This window comes from Calothrix sp. CCY 0018 (assembly GCF_963920925.1).
GTDB lineage: Bacteria > Cyanobacteriota > Cyanobacteriia > Cyanobacteriales > Nostocaceae > Rivularia.
Window position 1 is genome coordinate 1 of sequence record NZ_CAWUDI010000048.1, and the last position, 20,670, is coordinate 20,670.

General features: G+C 37.2%; 16 protein-coding genes and 1 pseudogene. 4 read left to right on the forward strand and 13 right to left on the reverse strand.

Features of this window, described 5'->3' with window-relative positions:
* Positions 1–259 precede the first annotated feature (259 nt).
* Complete coding sequence (locus ACM03V_RS27505; RefSeq protein WP_414623991.1) at positions 260–2,008, forward strand: pentapeptide repeat-containing protein; 1,749 nt, start codon at positions 260–262, stop codon at positions 2,006–2,008.
* Positions 2,009–2,242: 234 nt separating this feature from the next.
* Positions 2,243–2,962: a CHAT domain-containing protein gene (locus ACM03V_RS27510; RefSeq protein WP_414623992.1), complete on the forward strand. Its 720-nt coding sequence runs from the start codon at positions 2,243–2,245 to the stop codon at positions 2,960–2,962.
* 19 nt (positions 2,963–2,981) lie between these two features.
* Here ACM03V_RS27510 and ACM03V_RS27515 read toward each other — a convergent pair whose 3' ends face one another.
* A complete protein-coding gene (locus ACM03V_RS27515) occupies positions 2,982–3,449 on the reverse strand; it encodes a GNAT family N-acetyltransferase (protein WP_414623993.1) in 468 nt (155 codons plus the stop codon).
* 552 nt (positions 3,450–4,001) lie between these two features.
* Here ACM03V_RS27515 and ACM03V_RS27520 point away from each other — a divergent pair.
* Entirely contained in the window at positions 4,002–5,393 is a 1,392-nt protein-coding gene (locus tag ACM03V_RS27520; protein WP_414623994.1) for a malic enzyme-like NAD(P)-binding protein, read from the forward strand.
* A 92-nt stretch (positions 5,394–5,485) separates the two neighbouring features.
* On the opposite strand, the gene ACM03V_RS27525 is transcribed toward ACM03V_RS27520, so the two are convergent.
* From ACM03V_RS27525 to ACM03V_RS27565, 9 genes and pseudogenes are all read right to left on the reverse strand, one after another.
* On the reverse strand, positions 5,486–6,229 hold the full coding sequence (locus tag ACM03V_RS27525) for a creatininase family protein (protein ID WP_414623995.1): 744 nt from the start codon (positions 6,227–6,229) through the stop codon (positions 5,486–5,488).
* Between the two features lie 508 nt (positions 6,230–6,737).
* Positions 6,738–7,070, reverse strand: a complete 333-nt coding sequence (locus ACM03V_RS27530) for a Mo-dependent nitrogenase C-terminal domain-containing protein (RefSeq protein ID WP_414623996.1) — start codon at positions 7,068–7,070, stop codon at positions 6,738–6,740.
* Positions 7,071–7,590: 520 nt separating this feature from the next.
* Entirely contained in the window at positions 7,591–10,071 is a 2,481-nt protein-coding gene (locus tag ACM03V_RS27535) for a type II CAAX prenyl endopeptidase Rce1 family protein (protein WP_414623997.1), read from the reverse strand.
* Positions 10,072–10,573: 502 nt separating this feature from the next.
* A pseudogene (locus ACM03V_RS27540) lies at positions 10,574–11,107 on the reverse strand (DUF4351 domain-containing protein); the annotation flags it as partial.
* Positions 11,047–11,199: a hypothetical protein gene (locus ACM03V_RS27545; RefSeq protein WP_414624043.1), complete on the reverse strand. Its 153-nt coding sequence runs from the start codon at positions 11,197–11,199 to the stop codon at positions 11,047–11,049. The pseudogene ACM03V_RS27540 and the gene ACM03V_RS27545, both read right to left, overlap by 61 nt.
* A gap of 71 nt (positions 11,200–11,270) precedes the next feature.
* Positions 11,271–12,008 carry an amino acid ABC transporter ATP-binding protein gene (locus ACM03V_RS27550; RefSeq protein WP_414623998.1) on the reverse strand — a complete coding sequence of 246 codons (738 nt, stop codon included), beginning with the start codon at positions 12,006–12,008 and terminating at the stop codon, positions 11,271–11,273.
* Between the two features lie 153 nt (positions 12,009–12,161).
* Entirely contained in the window at positions 12,162–13,286 is a 1,125-nt protein-coding gene (locus ACM03V_RS27555) for an amino acid ABC transporter permease (protein WP_414623999.1), read from the reverse strand.
* 84 nt (positions 13,287–13,370) lie between these two features.
* Positions 13,371–14,282 carry an amino acid ABC transporter permease gene (locus ACM03V_RS27560; RefSeq protein ID WP_414624000.1) on the reverse strand — a complete coding sequence of 304 codons (912 nt, stop codon included), beginning with the start codon at positions 14,280–14,282 and terminating at the stop codon, positions 13,371–13,373.
* A gap of 58 nt (positions 14,283–14,340) precedes the next feature.
* Positions 14,341–15,384: an amino acid ABC transporter substrate-binding protein gene (locus tag ACM03V_RS27565; protein ID WP_414624001.1), complete on the reverse strand. Its 1,044-nt coding sequence runs from the start codon at positions 15,382–15,384 to the stop codon at positions 14,341–14,343.
* A gap of 240 nt (positions 15,385–15,624) precedes the next feature.
* Here ACM03V_RS27565 and ACM03V_RS27570 point away from each other — a divergent pair, with 240 nt between their 5' ends.
* Positions 15,625–15,876: a hypothetical protein gene (locus tag ACM03V_RS27570; RefSeq protein ID WP_414624002.1), complete on the forward strand. Its 252-nt coding sequence runs from the start codon at positions 15,625–15,627 to the stop codon at positions 15,874–15,876.
* 109 nt (positions 15,877–15,985) lie between these two features.
* On the opposite strand, the gene ACM03V_RS27575 is transcribed toward ACM03V_RS27570, so the two are convergent.
* The 3 genes from ACM03V_RS27575 to ACM03V_RS27585 all read right to left on the reverse strand — a co-directional run bounded on the left by ACM03V_RS27575 (position 15,986) and on the right by ACM03V_RS27585 (position 20,550).
* Positions 15,986–16,489 (reverse strand): RloB family protein, encoded by a 504-nt coding sequence (locus ACM03V_RS27575; RefSeq protein ID WP_414624003.1) that lies wholly within the window; start codon positions 16,487–16,489, stop codon positions 15,986–15,988.
* Entirely contained in the window at positions 16,482–17,708 is a 1,227-nt protein-coding gene (locus ACM03V_RS27580) for an AAA family ATPase (protein ID WP_414624004.1), read from the reverse strand. The genes ACM03V_RS27575 and ACM03V_RS27580 overlap by 8 nt, the downstream gene beginning before the upstream one ends.
* 1,063 nt (positions 17,709–18,771) lie before the next feature.
* Positions 18,772–20,550 (reverse strand): S8 family peptidase, encoded by a 1,779-nt coding sequence (locus ACM03V_RS27585; protein WP_414624005.1) that lies wholly within the window; start codon positions 20,548–20,550, stop codon positions 18,772–18,774.
* Positions 20,551–20,670: the final 120 nt, after the last annotated feature.

Consider the following 20,670-nt stretch of genomic DNA (forward strand, 5'->3'; position numbering starts at 1 on the left):
CTGCTGGCGAATCCGCTCCTGTTGCAATCAGCGCTCCCGCAATCAACGGTTAAAATTTAATATTGTAGAGACGTAAAATTTTACTTCTCATAGAAAACGCCTTCCGAGCGATCGGGGGGCGTTTTTTTTTGGCGTTGTTTAATTAAAATAGGACTTAGCCAAAATTAGTTAACGTAATTTAGACGTAAATCGACTACCCCAACTACATAAGTTGATTCAACCCACACCCATATACACTTGTAATAAAACATTTAGAATTATGCCTGTGGATTACTCAGGTCAAAACCTGCGAGGAAAGTCATTTAAAGGACAAAACCTGACAAACGCTGATTTTAGCGATGCAGATATTCGCGGCGCAAATTTTACTGGTGCAATTTTAACGAGTGCCAACTTTAGCCGGGTTAAAGCTGGGTTGCAAAAGCGTCATGCGATTTTTCTGATTTTTGTTTCCTGGTTGGTTGCAGGGATATCGGGATTTTTCTTCGCCGTTAATGGTTACTTGATATCATTCATCTTTGATAGCTCAAGTTTTGAAAATCAAGTAGCAGGCTGGGTTTCAATCGTTGTATCAATTATCTGCTTTTTTGTTATGGTTCGCAAAGGAATACAAGCTGCTTTAGGAGCCTTCGCCGTAGCCTTCGCCGTAGCCTTCGCCGTAGCCGTAGCCTTCGCCGTAGCCTTCGCCGTAGCCTTCGCCGTAGCCTTCGCCGTAGCCGTAGCCGGAGCCTTCATAGCCTTCGCCTTCGCCGTAGCCGGAGACGTAGCCGTAGCCGTAGCCGTAGCCTTCGCCGGAGCCTTCGCCGGAGCTGTCGCAAGTTCTTATATTGGTTGGCGAGCTATCAAAGGAGATAAAAAGCACGCTATCATCCGTAATTTTGCTGTTGCTTTTGCGGCGTTTGGCGGTACTAGCTTTCGCAATGCCGATTTAACTGATGCAAATTTTACCCTTGCGAATCTGAAAAATACCGATCTGAGAAACGCTACTCTAACGCGTACTTGTTTCCGAAAAGTTAAAAAACTTGACTTTGTACGTCCCGGTAATACCTACTTGAAAAGTTTCCAACTGCTTCAGCTACTAGCTACGGGGAATGGACGAAATAAAAATTTTGACCGTCAAGATTTGCGGGGAATTAACCTGCAAGGAGCAGATTTAGTCGATAGTAGTTTTATTGCTGCTGATTTAAGTACGGCTAATTTACAGGATAGCGATTTATCCAGAGCCAAGTTAGTCCAAACCCAGTTAGATGCAACTAATTTTACTGGTGCTGTACTTACCGGGGCTTATATTGAAGATTGGAATATTACCACTCACACAAATTTTAATGGAGTGCGCTGCGAGTGTGTTTATATGCGACTCCCCACCAAAGATAACCCCGAACCCTTACGCAAACCCGACAACAGGGAAGAAGTATTTGGGGATGGAGAATTTGGGGATTTTATCAAACCAATAGTTGACACTCTCGATCTTTATCATAATCAAGGAGTTGACCCCAGAGCAATAGCGATTGCTTTTAAAGAATTAGCAGAAAAGCACCCCGATGCCGATTTAGAAATCGTAGCGATGGAAAAACGGGGAGAAGATAAATTTTTACTTCGTGCTAAAGCCGCTCCGTCAACGAATAAATCTGAATTAAGTCAGCAATATTTTGAGAGTTATAATCATCTTAAAACTTTGTCTCCAGCAGAGCAAATGCAACATTATTTAAACGAAATATCGGTAAAAAATAAAGAAATTGAAGGGCTACAAAGGCAGATTAGTAGTTTAGAAAATATGGTCGGAACTGCATTAGGTCGTTCGCAAACTACTTACAATTTAGAACAATCTAAGTTTGGTGGTGGTTTTGCTGGTACGGGAGGAACTCAATCAAGTGGGAATTTAGGCGATTATTCCACCAATAATATAGACTCTCAGCAGCCAACTTTAGTTAGTATTGTTTGTCGGAAATGTAGTTATAAAAATCCCGATCATTTTAAGTTTTGTTCTGAATGTGGTAAGGAATTAACTTAGATATGCATCTTGAACTAAACCGCCTTGGAATAAATTTCCAGGCTAATATACAAAGTCTGATAAATCAGACTGGGTAAGCTTTATATCCTACGGACAAGCTGCACAGTACGTTTTAACGTACTTGGTTTATGAGCCTTGAAATTTATTTCAAGGCGTTTGTGAATGCTAATAGATCATGATGCAAAATATCAGAAAATAAATTATTATTCCCATGTAAATTAAAATAACAAAATCATGTCAGAATCAAAATACAATTTAAGCAATGCAAAATTCGGTGGTGGATTTGCAGAAGGAACTCAAACTGGCGGTACTTTTAACGATTATTCTACGAACAATACTGCCGAACAAAAAATAGAAACTAATAATGCTGATGTTAAAACAATTTTAGTATTAGCTGCTAATCCTAAAACTACTTCACGTTTACGTTTAGATGAAGAAGTGCGAGAAATTGATGCTGGTTTGCAAAGAGCCAGAAAACGAGAACAGTTTAATTTACAATTTAATTTACAGGTACGTTGGGCTGTGCGAGTTCGAGATGTGAGCCAAGCTTTGTTATATTTTAATCCACAAATTGTGCATTTTTGCGGTCATGGTGGTGGTGATGATGGTTTAGCGCTGGAAGATGAAACTGGAAGTGTACAGTATGTTTCCACAGCAGCATTAGCGAAATTATTCGAGTTATTCAGTCAAAGAAATCAAAAGAATCCCATAGAATGCGTGATTATGAATGCTTGTTATTCGGAAGTGCAAGCAACTGCTATTTCGCAACATATTCCTTATGTAATCGGGATGAATAAAGCTATTGGAGATAAAGCAGCGATTGAATTTGCAGTAGGCTTTTATAGTGCTTTAGCTGCTGGTGAGTCAATTGATTTTGCTTATAAACTCGGATGTAACAGTATTGCAATGGCTGGAATTCCAGAAAATTTAACTCCCATACTCAAGGTGAAATAAAATATAGAAATCACATTTATTAAACCAAACTTTTCTCCAAACAATTGACGCAATATTCCATTCCTCGCCATCTATTCTTAGAGTTTTTAAAAAAAGTAAAACCCATTTTATGATAAAGATTCAATGCTGGCGAATTATCTGATTCAACCATAATAGTTAAACGTTGAAAATTGCGCTGTACTGCTTCAAATTCTACTGTTTTTATTAGCTGACAACCGATACCTTGTCTTCTGTAATTTGTATCAACTAAAAGCGATTGTAAGTAAGCGGTGGAGATTCCATCCGCTAATTCAATATCATAATGTTTGGCAACAAATTGTGCTGTTCCTACAATATTGAGATTAATTAAAGCAATGAAGATAACGCGCTTATCTTCTTCATGCTCTATTATTTCCCGACGCAGCACATTGTGAACGTAAAAATCTGCATCTCGCCATAAAAAAAACTGCTGGATATCTTTAGGATTTAGTTTTTTGATCGAAATCATCCATGTTTAGAGGCAAAAATGAATAAGAGCTTGCTTATTATATTTATTTACAAACTCATTTGCAAACTAATTTACAAAATAGATTTAGATTAGAAAGCTTTCCAGTTTGATAAAATTAAAGAAAGCTCTTCATTACATACTATGCTAAATATTCAGTAAAAATAGCTGAAACACTTGTTCTGCAATCACTTTAAAGCATCTTTATCGCATTGTTAACTAATACAGTTATGTTTTTCCTTCTGCCTTTGTACGACTATTTAGTTAGCATCCCTTTGTGCGGAAGAACCTTAAATAATTATATTGTTATAGACTATTCGATTGAAAAATTTAATTCAGTAGTATTAGCGCAACCGCTCACAACTTCCCATTGGATTTGGCTGTTGGTGAGACCGGATACGCTGCGGTAACATACTACATCTGGGTTAAATTAAAGATAATCTTCTGGATAAGTAGTGGGAGCGTCTAATTCCTTAGTTAAAATCTAAAATCTAAAATCCAAAATCCTTTAACCTTAATTTAATCAGCTAATATTTCGTCATCTACCTACTTACAATGCCAGACCTTACACCCAATTCTAGTTTTAGTTTGACTCTACGTTTGGAAATCCCCAATAAAATAGGGATGTTCGCTAGCGTAACCAATGCGATCGCATCAACTGGCGGCAATCTCGGCCAAATTGATTTGATTGAGCAAAGCAGACAGGTTTCGATTCGCGATATTACTGTTGATGCTGCGAGTACGGAACACGCTGACAATATTATCCAAGCGGTTAAATCTTTGCCAGTTATCAAGGTTATAGATGTCTACGACCGCACGTTTAATTTACATCGCGGTGGTAAAATTAGTATTGCTAGCAGAATTCAACTTAAAAGTATATCCGATTTAGCAATGGCTTACACTCCCGGTGTAGGACGCATTTGCAGCGCGATCGCTCAAAACCCAGAGGAAGTTTACAATTTAACTATTAAACAAAATACTGTTGCTATTGTTACCGATGGTAGTGCAATTTTGGGGTTGGGAAATCTTGGTCCAGAAGCTGCTTTACCAGTCATGGAAGGGAAAGCAATGCTATTTAAAGAGTTTGCCGGTATCGATGCTTTCCCCATCTGCCTTGCAACACAGGATACAGATGAAATTGTTAATGTGGTGAAAAATATTGCTCCGGTATTTGGAGGCGTAAATTTAGAAGATATTGCCGCACCTCGTTGTTTTGAAATTGAAGCCAGATTAAGGGAAGAATTGGATATTCCGGTGTTTCACGACGATCAACATGGTACCGCTATCGTGACTTTGGCTGCGTTATTCAATGCTTTAAAATTGGTAAACAAGCCGATGGAAGAAATTCGCATTGTTATCAACGGTGCCGGAGCCGCTGGAGTAGCGATCGCCAAGTTACTTCGCAAAGCCAAAGCTAAGGAAATTTGGATGTGCGATTCTAAAGGAATTATTTCTACGAGTCGGAATAACCTAAATCAAGAAAAGCGCGAATTCGCCGTCAAGACATCTGGAAAGTTAGCCGACGCGGTAAAAAATGCGGATGTATTTATCGGTGTCAGCGCACCGGGAGTATTAACGCCGGAAATGGTGAAGACAATGGCAAAGGATGCAATTGTATTTGCAATGGCGAATCCAGTACCAGAAGTGCAGCCAGAATTAGTTAGAGATGACGTTGCCGTTATCGCTACCGGGCGCAGCGACTATCCAAATCAAATTAATAACGTGTTAGCTTTCCCCGGAGTATTTCGCGGTGCCTTAGATTGTCGCGCAGCCACGATTACCACCACAATGTACCTCGAAGCAGCCAGTGCGATCGCCTCTTTAATTAAACCGTCAGATTTGAGTAAAGAGAACATCATACCCTCAGTGTTTGACGAACGAGTATCAAGCGTAGTTGCTGGTGCCGTACAGCGTGCAGCACGTGAGGGGGATATTGCGCGACGGTAGATGAGGATGGGGGGATGGGGAGACAAGGAGACAAGGGGACAAGGGGAAATAATTTCCAATTCCCCATGCCCAATGCCCCATGCTCAACTCACTCATTCACTCAAAAACTTGAGATAATCGTTACTCAACTCTTTGACTGCTGCATCGTAAAATTGCTTGCCGTGTTCGGGTGTTGCTAGTGCGGGATTTGAACCCATTCTGCCGTCGGGGTAATTTTTGCGAAAGTCGGCAGCACTGTAAATTCTGTGCCCTTTTGCTACTTCTGGTGATAGCTCGGCAAGTTTTATCGAGTCTGGATATACATATTGGGTTAAGGCAACTTCGGAAGGGGTGGCGTGAGAACCTTCTTCATCGCCGTATAATTCCTTAGCTAATTTGTATACGGTGCTGCACATAAACCAGTTGCCGACTTTGCACTTTACTTTGTCAGCGTTGGGAATGTTTAAATCGGCTAAATCAAAATATGTTTCGGAAAAAGCGGCTTTGAGAGTTGCCATATTCCCACCGTGTCCGTTGATAAAGTAAAACTTAGTAAATCCAGCTTTTGCTAAACAAGTTATATATTCTTTGATAACTTGAATCATCGTACTGGGGCGCAAGCTAATCGTGCCAGGAAATGCGGTGTGATGCAGTGCCATTCCTATATTTATTGTTGGTGCTACTATGGCTTGGGTTGATTCGCCGACACCATGAGCTAAAGATTCCGCACATATTGCATCGGTACCAATTAATCCTGTAGGGCCATGTTGTTCGGTGGAGCCTATAGGGAAAATAATACCCTGAGATTGCTGTAGATAAATTTCAACTTCTTGCCAGGTGCTTAAATGCAGTAACATTTTTTGATGATTTTTGTGTGTTATGGGAACACTATCTATGTTAATGAGATTGCGATTGAAGGGTGTGAATACAAAAATCTAGTTTTCTTCTTTAATTTATATTCAATTTTATAAAATTTTGACTGCTCAACTTGCAACTTTAGATTACTTTGAGACTATACTAGTTTTCAAAATTTTTACCTTATATCTAAACTAGTTAAATCTGATATTTTAAATATTTATATGTGTAAATATGTTTGATAAATCTTTCTAGAAACTAAATACAGCTAATACACCAAGCTGCGAATATATGAAGAGTATTTAATAAAATCTTAATTTATAGCTACCAATCACTAACTATTATCTCAAATTACTTGAGCGTCATAACCCAAAGGAAATTTTGATGCTAGTATTTGCTAAATCTCCTATTTAAGAACATCTAATTAATTAAGACGCTGTTAAAAAGGTTGACGCTCAATTTCTATTACTAATCTTTCGTACCGTTATTCAACTTTATTTAAAGTAGCTTTTAGCAGTAAGATTGAATATCTTCACCGCACTGGTCTACTAAATAACATAAAGCCTTAAAACGCAAACTCACAAACTGTTCGTAAAGCGGGTTTATTTTGCATAAGGGTGGAATATGAGCCAGTTTACGTCCTAGTAGCACTATATCTCGTTCAAACGGACAATCGGCTGGAATCAGTTTTGCAATAAAATGTGCAAATTTACGATTGTGAATTTCTAGAGAATCTAGCCATTTACGTAAAGGCTGTAAAAAGTCAAACTTGGGCTTGATTAATTGGTTTTGACTTTTTGACTGGTTGCTTAATTCTGTAAAAGTTTTGATTGCTTCTAACATAACTATTGTTAGTTTCCCCTCAGATTGTTCCTAATAATCCGACTATAAATTGACAAAAACGCTGAGATAGTTTCTCGTTGTTAATGCTTTCGCTATTTATTATTTAACTTCACCATACAGCTAAAAACTGTTCTAGTTACTACAGAAATACAAAGATTCGATAAAGTTCCCGATTTCTGACTTAATTCATGACGTAAGTTTATAAATATCTTCTCTTAACTTAACGTACAACGAAGACTCTTTCCGAGTGTAGTACCTTAAGATGGAATTTCTTCCAGATAATTTTTTTCTTTACCCTGACTATAGCTAGATTACACTCCAATACATCTACTTTTCTACTACGATTTTAGTCTATTACCTATTTCCCTAATTGTCATGTATTTTACAAAATTTAATGTTATTAATAATTTTTTAATAATTATGTATAGGTTTGAAGAAGAAGTGTAATTGGATATGATTTTTTGATTTAGGAATACAAATCAGTTTCCAGTAAAAACTAATAACTCCTAACTCTTTACTCCTAACTCTTTACTCCTAACTCTTTGCTCAGTTTCTGCATTCCTCCAAAGACTAGGAGCCAAAGTACTACTACAAGCCAATGGATGAAGATGATTATCCATAGAGAGCCTGTTAGAGCGTAGGTTGTGGTGCAGGTGATTCCGAGGAGGGTTGCTAAGGTAAGGAAAATTGGTTGAAAAAAGGTGGGGTATCCATCTTTATATAGCGTTTTGGCGTTTAGTGGGTGGTAAAGAACGAATATGAGTAAACTTAATGCTGCCCACAGACTCCATGTTTGCCAGTTAGCTGCTTCGGTAGGATGGGGAAGAAATAAAACTCGGAAAAATAATTCTTCTGTAATCGCGGGTGTAATAATACAGCGTAATGCTAATAAGAAGTATTCTATAGGTTTAGCCGACCATATTTGTAACTGCAAAAATCCGGTGGAGAAGCCTAACGGTAAGGCTATTGCACTAAAGGTTAAAATTGCCAAAGCTGCGATCGAGCAATCGTGGAAGGTTGGAATGAATGCGGAAGCTAGGATGCGATTAAGTAAAATTGAAATTATCGGCACGTTGATAAAAGGAAGTTTTATTTCTCCGAGTAGGGGTGTGGGTGCTAAAGGTGCAATTTCTGGGTTCCATCCTCCCACTTGATAAGTTTGTAGAAACCATAGTTTTGCTTTTTGTTTCCAGAATAAAGTGGCTAGCTCATCCTGTGCTTGTCTGGGCATCATTGTTCGCCAGCTTGTTAATGCAGCCCATATACTAAAGTCTGTAAAAGTTTCTTTGTCGCCGATTCCTGCTAAAGTATCTACGCTGCTTTGCCAATCGGAACGTACTATTCTTAAAGGTAGCAGTTGTTGTTCTAATTGTTTACTTAAATTACTGAGTTGTTGGAAGCGTAAAGTTTGGGGATGGTTGGGATGTGTTTGCAGCCAATTTTGAATTTTTGGATTTGATTTGATTTTTTGTTTGATAATTGCGATCGCGGCGTAAAGTGCTTGAGAGGAATCTTGAATGCAGGAAGTTGCTGGTGTGACGGTGGCATTTCCGGTACCGTCTCCTACCCGATAGCGTGCCATCATTATGTTTAATTGACGTTCAAATTCGGTCAATGGTGAAATGGTGATGTTATCAAAATTATAATCTTGAGTAACTGGTGCAAATTTCACTAAAATATCCGTAACTGGACGAGTAAAGAGCCATCCGAGGTGCAAGTTACCCATGTAGTCTGCCCAAGTATGCGTTCCCGAAATGATTCCATCGGAGTTATGAGCGTAAACTTGGTGATATTTGATCTCAAATTCTAATTCTTTGGTAAAGGGGCTGCGGATTACTTCAGCTATACCAAATGCAAAATGTCCGGTAATGGTTTTTGGTACTCCCAAGGATTCGGCTTTTTCACCACCGATGCCGCCGAAAACGTTTAATACTATAGCTTTATCGCCTTCTCGCCATTTGGTAACTGGATATTCAGATTCGGTTGAAGTGGGATCGATTAAAACTTTTGTCAGTTTGCCTTTATCTTCAGGGGTAATTTGCCAATATTTTTTTAGATAATTTTGTGCGGTTTCTGGGTTTGAAATTATTGTATCGGGTTGCAGTTGGAATAAAGAGCGCGGCGCTAATGCTTGGACAGTAAATATACCTTGATTATTATTAGCACCGTAAATATACCATCCTTGAGTTACAGTTGATTCTGCTAACTTATTTGTTGTTGATGGAGGAATATTTCGCGTATCTGCAACTTGTTGGGGAATGTAAATCGTTTCTTGTTCGCCGTTGATAAAATCACCGCTATCTTGATTGTAGTGGCGAACTTGGAACAATTCTTTGTCGTTTGATTCAATGTCTACTAAAGCGTAAAAGCGTCCGGTGGCTAAAACAGGTTCTTCGTTAATTTGTAAAATTTCTTGGTTACTAACTTCTATAATTTCTGCATCATCTAAAGTAACAATTACATCATCATTTGGTCTGGCACCCGCAAGCGATCGCAACGGTGTAACTTGAGAAAGATTATTTAGGCGATCGGGATGAATGTTTCCTTGTTTTTGACTTGCTAAAGTTGCAGGTGTAAAGTTAATGTCTGTTGTGACTGCTTTGACGTAGGATTTTAACTCTGGTTGATTTCGCCATTCTAAGCGGACTATTTTTCCGATCAGATTTTCGGCTTTGGGTGGTGCGTATTGAACTTCAAACCATACCCAGTCGGAATTATTGGAATTAATATTGATTTCTTGTTTTTTGGGTAAAATTAATCTTCCTACCCAATTACCGATTGGTTGATAAAATTTTGGATTAACGGTTTGAGTTAAAGGATAATAATCTGGCTGGTTAAAGCTTTGTTGGGAATGAATTGCATAATTACTTGGTTGGTTAGCTAACAGTTGTTGTAGAGAAGCAAGAGTTATACAAAAGCTAAGTATAATTACTAATATTAGTTGGCGCAATCTTCGTCTTTGTATCAACCTCTCGTTTTTCGATAATTTTGATGAGTGCATATTCTAGATTATTTTTTACCTCGCTGATGTAACTAATGTAGAGGTTAACAATTGTTACTTAGTTCGGCAATATCAAAGGGCTTAAGCCAGCACGTAGAACCTTTATGCTAAAAGTATTTATCTTTAATAAGAGTTAATTTAATTTATAGCTGTTTGCTTAGGCTAGAAAGTAGTCTGTATAAGAGGTTAACAAAAAAACTACTTTCGACAACCGTATTTTTCCCTTATTTTGTTTTGATAAAGACTGGTAGAAAGTAATGACATTATCAGTAGAAATATGTAATTTTAGATTCATACCAAAACAGTCACTCCAAAATTATTCGTTAGTTATTGAGTTGCTTTTTGGTAAGGTAAATGTATTGATAGTTGCTTTTCTTATAAGACTGCGACTATCACTTTTTTATAATTTTTAATTAGTTTAAATTTTGATAAACAAATATATAATAAACCGGGTTTCTATTAGCGAAGTATTAAAAAAACCCGGTTTTAATTTTAAACAGTCTTAAGGCAGCCAGTTAAGCAAATCATCCATCGTTGTGAAATCTAATAAAGCTTCACCAAGTGATTCTAATTGCTCCAAAGATAGAGTTTGAATTTCTCCGATTACCTCTTGCGGTAACTCTCCTACACGTCTTCGTAGTAGTCGTAAAACAAGATTTTGCTCACCTTGTCGCCTACCTTCTTGCTCCCCTCGCTCGTAACCAATGCGCTCGCCAGTGGTAATATAACTCATAGTTCGCTCCTGTTCAAATTCCTTAAATTCTTGCCAAAATTCCGCTTCCAATGCTTTTGGTAAAATCATAACCCAATCGATAAATCGGTAAAGGTTACGAATATCTTGTTCTTGCATTCCCTGTTCGTACAATCGCCGAATCAAGCTAAATTTCCAAGTTTTTCGCTCTCCTGGTTTTTTATTAGTCTGCTGTGTTTTTAAATGTGCCATTACCACGGTTGCAAATGGATTGTCGCTGGCTTCTAATTCTTCCCAACGGTTTTGATAATCCAAAAGTTTGACGCTACCAAATCGAAAGTGCAGGCTACAATAAACTGCATCGCTTGGGGAAAATATGCTTCTAATATTTCTTTCCAAGGTGAATCATTATCTGCTCTTGTTACTTCGTCAGTCATGAGTTAATTGGTAGATGGTACTCATGTTCTAATCATAAGGTGTTATAAGTTGATGTTTTTAGTTATTTTTTTTAAATAATTAGCGATAAAAATTTACGAGTTCTTTCTTCTTGGGGATTAGAGAAAAAGTTTTCGGGTGTAGCTGCTTCTACGAGATTTCCCCCATCCATCAAAACAACTCTATCGGCGACTTCGCGAGCAAATCCTACTTCGTGAGTAACTACTACCATTGTCATTCCTTCTGCGGCAAGATTTCGCATCACATCGAGTACTTCTCGCACCATTTCCGGATCTAAAGCTGAAGTGGGTTCGTCGAACAACATTATTTTTGGCTGCATCGCTAAGGCACGGGCGATCGCCACTCGTTGTTGTTGTCCACCTGAAAGTTGCCCTGGGTACTTCTGAGCTTGTTCGAGAATTCCAACTCTTTCTAATAACTGCATTGCTAATTCTTCAGCTTTGGGTTTGGCTAATTTACGTACCCAAGTTGGAGCTAAAGTTATATTTTTGATGACGCTGAGGTGAGGAAATAAATTAAATTGTTGAAACACCATTCCCACTTCACGACGAATTCTTTCAATATTTTTCAAATCGTGACTGAGGATAGTACCATCAATTTCAATTTTCCCTTTTTGATATTCTTCCAAAGCATTAAAAGTGCGAATAAAAGTCGATTTACCAGAACCAGATGGCCCCATTAATACTACAACTTCCCCACGATTTACTTTTAAGCTAACACCTTGGAGAACGTGGAATTTACCGTACCATTTATGAACTTCTTCGGCGATGATTATTGGTTGATTTGACATGATATTTGGGAATTGGGAATTGGGAATGGGAAGTAGGGGAAGATAGGGAGACAAAGAGAAATTAAAACTCTGCGCTCCTCCGCGTTAACCTTTGCGCTCCTCTGCGTTAAAAAGATATATTCCAAACCCATACGAACGGATTTGATCTAACTCCTAACCACTAACTTCTAACTTACGAGATGCAAGGGACATTGAATAACAAAATACCCAGTAAATTAAACCTATAAATAAGTAAACTTCTGCATAACGACCTAAAAATTCAGGTTGAGCTAATATCGATCGGGCAATTCCAGTTAATTCGAGTAATCCAACTAAAGATAGTAAAGAAGTATCTTTGAAAAGTCCGATAAATTGACCAACAATTGCCGGAATTACTGCACGTAAGGCTTGCGGTAAGACGATTAACAATAATACTAAAGCTGGATTTAATCCTAAAACTTTGGCGGCTTCAACTTGTCCCCTTGGTACCGATTGCAATCCTCCTCTAACATTTTCTGCCATATAAGCAGCACTAAATAATATTAATCCAGCCACACCCCGCAATACTCTATCTAAACGAATTGGTAAAAATAACGGCAGCATTACTTGAGCTAAAAACAAAATTCCAATTAATGGTAATCCCCGGATTATTTCAATATAAAGGATAGAAAACCACTTTACTACTGGTAAATCGCTGGTGCGTCCTAAAGCGAGTAAAATTCCTATAGGAAAAGATAGTACAATACTGATTGCTGCCATTAATAGAGTTAAAAGCAAACCATTCCAATCAGAACTTGATACCGATCGCAATCCTAAACCACCACCAATTAACCAGAGAATAATTGGGAAAGATAATAGCCATGCGAAAGCTAAATATGGTGATATGAATTTTGCAAAGTTTTTTCCCAGCCACAAACTAATAAATCCTGAAATTCCGATCCCTAGTAATAATAAACGAGAGTTTACATCCACTGGTAAAACTATTAATAAAATACCAAATAAAAAAGCTGTAATTATAAGCGTTATTTTTGGTAGATTTTGTTTTGCTGAAAATACACCTAATGCGATAAAAGTCAGTGTAGAAGCAATTAAACTTGAAATCCAAACTCGCCAATATAAAGATTCTGGATATCTACCAACCAAAAATATCCGTAAATTGGCTTCAACAACCTCCCATTGTGCTTGAGTAAATATCCAGTTAAGAAGATTCCATCCGAAGAACAAGATAATTATTAAACAGAAAATTGTTAATAAACTGTTGTACCAAGTGCTAAATAAATTCTTACGAAGCCAAGTCATAATCAGTGAGCAGTGAGCAGTGAGCAGTGAATAGTTAAAAGTTATTAGTTAAAAATTATCTTCCAATTACCAATTAGCCTTTTCTTATCTTTCCTTTATCTGTACACTTCTATTAAACAAGTTCATTACTAAGGAAATAGTTAAACTAAAGGTTAAATAAGTAAGCATGATTAACAACATTACTTCTACTGCTTTCCCAGTTTGATTAAAGGTGGTTGAAGCAACAAAATAAATATCGGGATAACCAATGGCGATCGCCAAACTTGAATTTTTAGCTAAGTTTAAATACTGACTCGTCAAAGGTGGAATAATAACCCGCAAGGCTTGGGGAAATATTACCAATCGCATGATTAAACCGGGTTTTAAACCTAACGATCGCGCTGCTTCCCATTGCCCTTTTGATACCGATTGAATTCCTCCACGAACAATTTCGGCGATGAATGAACCTGTATAAAATACTAAACCAATTAATAAAGCGGCAAATTCTGAAGAAAATTTAATTCCGATTATTTCTAAACCACCTTGACTCAGATAAATTAATCCTCCCAGCGAGATTTTATTATTTACATTCGGGAAACTCAGAAATACCGCAGAATACCAAAATAGTAATTGTAAAAGTAGCGGTGTATTGCGAAATATTTCTACATAAATTAAAGCTATATTTCGTACCAACCAGTTATCGGAAAGTCTGGCAATTCCCGCACCAATTCCCACAATAGTAGTCAGAATAATCCCAGCTACAGCAACTCGCAAGGTATTTATTAAACCAACCCATAAAGCCCGACTGTAAGTGTCGGTAGGTTTATAGGCAATAGGAGTTTCACCAATATCAAAAGAGGCTTCCTGTTGCAAAAAATCAAATCCGAATTGAATCCCTAATTGCTGTAAATTACGACTGACGTTAACAAATAAAATGCTAACAATTGTTATCGCTAAAATTACAGCAATAACCTGCGTTGCAATTTTCCAAAAACGAGTATCTCGCACAAAAGACATATCAGTTGTTAGTGGTTAATTTTTTATTGATAACTGTTCACTGCTCACTGCTCACTGATTACCGAAATGGTGGAGAATACATTAAGCCGCCTTTTGTCCACGGTTGGTTGCGCTTGTCGCGGGGTAAATTAAGTTTGGTTTTGGGACCTAGATTGCGATCGTAGATTTCACCGTAGTTACCGACGTGTTTAATTATTCTGGCTCCGAAATCTTTTGATAAACCGATTCCTTGACCTAAATCTCCTTCTAATCCCAGCAATCGTAAAGTTTCTGGGTCTTTACTACTACTTTTTAACTGTTCTAAATTTTGCGAGTTAATACCTAACTCTTCGGCTTTAATAGTTGTATTTACTATCCACCTTACAGTATCTCCCCATTTTGTATTTCCGTCTGCTACTGCTGGTGCGAGAGGTTCTTGCGATAGGGCTTCTTCTAAAATTATGTGGTCTTCTGGCTTAGGTAAAGTGGTGCGTCGGGAAATTAATTGGGATTTGTCGGATGTCACTGCATCGCAACGTCCTTGTTGATAGGTTGAGTAGGTTGTATTTACGTCTTCAAATACTACGGATTTATAGGTAATTCCGCGTTTTCGCATTTGATCTGCTAAATTCTGTTCGTTGGTGGTTCCGGTTTGGGTGCAGATTGCTTTACCTTTGAGGTCTGCTAAGGATTTGATATTATTATTTTTGCGTACCATCATGCCTTGACCATCGTAAAATACTACGGGTGCGAAGTCCAAACCTACGGAAGTATCGCGGCTCATCGTCCAGGTGGTGTTACGGCTGAGAACGTCTACTTCTCCAGTTTGTAGTGCGGTAAATCGTTCTTTAGCGTTGAGTTGACGGAATTCCACTGCGTTTGGATCGTCGAACAAGGCTGCTGCGATCGCGCGACATACATCTACATCAAGTCCGCTATATTCACCGCTACTATCTACAAAGCTGAATCCTGGTAGTTGTCCGCTAACTCCACAAATTAGCTGTTTGCGATTGTTGACTGCATTTAAACGACTGTTGTTATTTTCGGCTGATGGTTCGGCAACGCAGGAAGATATAGAAAGGAAGATGGGTAAGGATAAAAGTAAAAGTTTGAATTTACGCATTATTTTTTTTTATACATTCGATATTGCTTAGTAAACAATATCAGATAGTTCTGAAGTCGGTAAATTCTCTTTTGTGCAATATTTCTATAGAATACAGCTACATTAGCGAAGCCCATGCAGATAGGCTATTTGATCTAAGGATAAATTCATAGGTTTGTAGTAGCGCTTTAGCGCATCCGGCTAAGATGCGCTAAAGCGCTACTACGAACCTTTATATTGGAGAGATATTGAAAGGTAGAAATGGCTATTAAATTAGATTCTGGTTTTGGAATTCTGTATTTTAGCGATTTGAATTATGAGGGGATGACTGTAGAAATTCAATATAAAGGGCAGCAAGTTGCACAAATTAATAAAGAGAAAGGTGTTGAGGAGATGGAAATAGATATATATTCGCAGTACGTGCATCCAGATTTTTTATCGGAGTTGAAATTTCCACTTAACGATTTTTTGGAAGCTGTGGATAAAGCGAGGGAAGCTTTGAGGGATTTGTAAGATATTAAAGTGGAATAAATCTATTCAGTTCTTGTACTAATAAATGTACCGTTGTAGATGGATTATCATCAACTGAGTTATGAGGATTATATTGTTCGAGCAGTTTTATCTAATTTTTTATAGCAGTAAGTTGTTTATCAAATAGTTCTTCGTAAATTGTTTCGCTGTTTTTCTGATATTTATGTCCGAGTAATGATTTTAACTTCTTGATATAATCGCTTCGAGGAATACCACTGTTGAGAAATTCAAAGTGCAGAACGTACCACAATTCAAAAGCTTCATTAGAATAAGCTACTTTTAATTCCCAATTTTCAGCATTCTTAATCGCATTATTAAAATCTTCTTTAGACCAATCATCGCGGTCAAAAACACACCAAATTTGATCGTAATCTTCTTTTTCATTTAGTTTTTTTGCGCTATCAATAAGTTTACTAGGATTTTCCCCCAAACCATGTATAGTTATCTCCACAACATTCTTGGGAACGCGAAAACTTCTAAAATAATTAGGTTCGGTTTTTTCTCCTTCACATAGGATCCAAAATCTCTGTCTGACTTCCCTGGTATCAACTTTTCTAGACGAATATCCGCGAGTATTTTTCTTTTTTTTAGACATGAGAGTCAACCAGATGAGTCAAATCACCGATATATGGAATTGCACCATATCTTCCTTTGATATAATCGTTTTCAAAAGATGCGTCATTGCGTATTTTGTATTCTGCTAAAGAGTATAAATCTGTTGCTCCATATCTATTTTTTTCTGTAAACCAAATTTGATCGCGACGAAATAGTTTGTTGCTTAGTAAATTAGTATCGTGAGTCATGAATATCAGTTGAGCATTGTTGGGATTTGCTTCTTTAGAATTAAATAGTTCAATGAGTGCAATAGTTATCAAGGGATGAAGTCTTGCATCAAGTTCATCAATAATAAGTATTTCACCTTTTTCAAGTGTATTTATAAGATGACCAGCTAAAGCAAAAAGTTTTTGTGTTCCTTCAGATTCATGCATTCTTAAATTGAACTTCTTTATTAATTTAGAATTTCCATCTCCATCAAATTGTCTATGTAAAGTGCTAATTGAAATAGCTTTACGTTTACCATCTTGAAAAATAAGTTTTTTAAGCTCATCTGGTAACTGTTCTGGTAGTGCATCAATTGTAAAATCTTTTTGCTCAACTTGAATATCACTAATACCTAAATCTAACTTTTTAATCAATTGAATAATATCGCTCTTGTATTCATTATTCATTAAACAGTCAAGTGTATAACTGAAGTATCCTCTATCATCTAATCCAGAAATAATATTTAAGTTATCAGTGATCCATTCTAAAATTTTTTTCGCAAGCTCAACATTAAATTGGGCAGAAACTGATAAAAAAAGTGCATTATCTCTTGTTACTTTTTGAATAACCTTAGCTTTATAAGTCTTAGATATCTTAAAGCTATTCATTTGACGCTCGAATAGTTTGATTTCTCTAACCTTGGGGACATAATATAACCACTCAGAGACAATCTTTTCACTGTTTGCCTCAAAGCCATACCTGTATCTTTTACCACCCATTAAAAATACCAGTTCAAAATAAGATGGTTTATCTTCTGTATCTGTACTCAGTTCAAAAGGTTCTACTTCTATTTCATCTATGCTTTGTTTTTCTCTAGATGAATTAACCATAAATGACTTCATAAAAATCAATGCTTTGGCAAGATTGCTTTTACCGCTTGCATTAGCTCCATATATTGCAGCACTTTTCAGCAGATCCAATTCGTCATCTACTGCAAAAACGTTGTTTTCATCAAGTTTCTTATCTTTTGCGACAAGATTAGCTGCCACCATACTAAAAGTGACTGGCTCTTTAAATGACCTGTAATTGCCGACACTAAATTCTATGAGCATGGCTTATAAAATAAAAATAATGCAGTAATTTGTGAAAAAATCACAAGTTTCTAGATTAAGGATACTTTAATTAAGTTAAAAAGGTCAAAGTTTGCTTGTCGCAACTTCTGGTAATTATTGTTACTTTATTCTCAACTCAATTTGTATCTCAAAAACAATCCTTCTTCGTCTTCTTTGACAACTTCATAATTATTTTTCACTACTATTATTCAGCTTCATTATTAATGCAATCAAGAAAGCGATAAATATGACAATTTATGGAACAATTAAAACTTTGAATCCTACTAAAAATCCAAATGCCATTAAATTGCTTAATAGTGTAAATCCAATAACTAAACCAACACCGGAAATTGAAACTATATTCTTGTATTCGCTTTTTGTTTCAAAACTCAGTCTTTCGATGAATTTTCCAATGTGTGTAGCTAATTGAGCGTCTACAACTATAATTTATTCTGCTTTATTAGTGAGTGCTTCTTTGAGTTGTTATGACGGTACTTACGACTGCAATCACGAGATTTTTCTCCTTATAAGAAATGATTGATTTGCGGAGGAGGCTATTCGTTTCTAGGTATTCAGTTTTTTGCAGCTTATATTTTGATTGTAGCTTTATGTTACTTGCTTGATGGTTTTGAATATTACATTTAATTTTATTGTTGTAATAAGTTAAACATTTTTTTTAAGGGAATAGGAAATAGAGTAAAAATACGATATTAATCAATTTTAAAGGCTTTATTAGTTCTATTTATAGGAGTTCTGCTATTATACGGGGGTTTACAATAAGAAGGCGGATTAGGATAAATATTTATATTTTTCTTCTATTACCAATTACCAATTCCCTTTCCGTTACAACCCAAAATAAAGGAGACGTAAAATTTTACGTCTCTACATTTTTATTTATTTTAATTATGGTAATTGCGATATCTGCACTATGGGTTTGAATAGTCTAAATTTGGAATAGTTTTGAATTTAATGAGTTAATCAAAATTCTACCCCCTCTCTCTCCCTAATTCCCCAATTTCTTATTCAAGGTTTCCGAAACACCAAGATTTAACAGTATTTGGCGCATTTCACTTTTAGAATCGGTATTTTGAGTTGTTAAAGTTTGAAATTCCCTAGTTTGCGGTTGTTGCTGCTTATCATTATCTTTCTCTTGATTCAAAGATGCGGCAAATTTATCGTACAATTCTCCATTAGCAGCCAAGCAAAAAGCTAATTCCTGTCCGACTTCCTTCAATTTCTTCGGTAATTCTGTCTCGCTGGTTTGCAATAACTCCGCAAGATTCAAGTTTAATGAACTAAAATTATCTTCTTCCGATTCAAAAAGATGAGCAAACGTTTCCATTTCCCCACTTTCTACCGCAGTATGTTGCTGTAATGCAAAAGCTGGAGGAATCACCGACCGATTTACGTTATCCGGTAACGGTGCCTCTAACAACCTTGCTGTATTCACAATCCCTGCACCATACCTACTCGGCTTCCAATTCGGAGGAACATCACAAGTTTCCCGCAAAAGTTGATTAAATATAAACGGAATTTTCTCGGCACCATAACGACGAACTAAATTATCCCTACCGTGATACGACAACCATAAAGCCGCAACACCCGCTACTAATGGTGTAGATAACGAAGTACCAGAACCTTGCTTAATCTGATATTTTAGTTCGCTATTCTCCTTCACAGTTCTGGCATACCATACCCCTTCCCCCGGCGCTAAAACATCAACTTTTCTACCGCGCGGAGAGCCGAACCAAATCTTACGGTTAACCGTACTCCCACCAACTGCTATCACTTCATCGTAAGCAGCAGGGAATACCACAAATGGAGTCCAGGTACCAGATGCAGCTATGATAATTACACCTCGTTTCTGCGCGTACAATATTGCAGTTCGCAACCTTTTATTATAAAAAGCCGCTCCCAAGGAAATAGAAACTATATGAAAACCTTTATCTGCTGCATACTCAATCGCTCTAGCTAAATTACGATTGCTCAAAAGTACCACCGAATACGATACCCGCAACGGCACTAACTTTGCACCGGGAGCTACACCCGTAACGTACTTGCCATCTGGATAATTGCCCTGCGCTTTGGGCGGACTTACCATGACGCTGGCTGCTAAAGTACCGTGGCCGGGATTATTAACTAATTCAGTATCCGATTTTTCCAAAGGATCTGTTTCATCTTCGTCGGAACCAACAAAATCGTAACCTTGCTCTAAAAGTAAATTATCGGCTATCTCTGGATGCGTCGTATATCCAGTATCCGGATGAGCAATAATTACCCCATGCCCCGGTAACTTATTCGCATCGGGAAAATACTTCTGCCATGCTGGAAAAACCTTCAATTCCTTCAAAACCCAATCTACATCATTTGTCGAAAGTCCAGTTTCAACACCTTCTCCCCCCGAAAATAAATCTAATAATTTATTCAACAACGAAAAAATCACATCCCAAAGAGATTTCGATTCTCCCCCCGAAGCTTCCTGCTGCCTACTTTCTAGCTGCTTAACTTGCCTTACCGGAACCGCGAATAACGGCTCCACATCAACTACACCAGGTCGCGATCGCAATTCATAAGTTTTATCCCAAGCCTGCTTTACCGATAACGCATCATCTGCAAGCAAAATTTCAAATTCGGTAAAGTTGTCGCCAATCGCTTGAACCCTCCAATCTTCACCAAGTATCTCAGAAACAACCTCCTGACACCTATCCTGCAACTCAGGCATCACCATTTCTATGTAAAAGCCTTCAAATCTGGGTTTTACTGTATTTTTTGTGGAAACCATAATTTTTTATCAATTTATCAATAGTATTACTTACTTTATTTTTCAATTTAAGAATATCTACTTACGGAAAATTCACGTTTATACACACTACTAGAAAATTTTAGATAAAAAACCCATCGT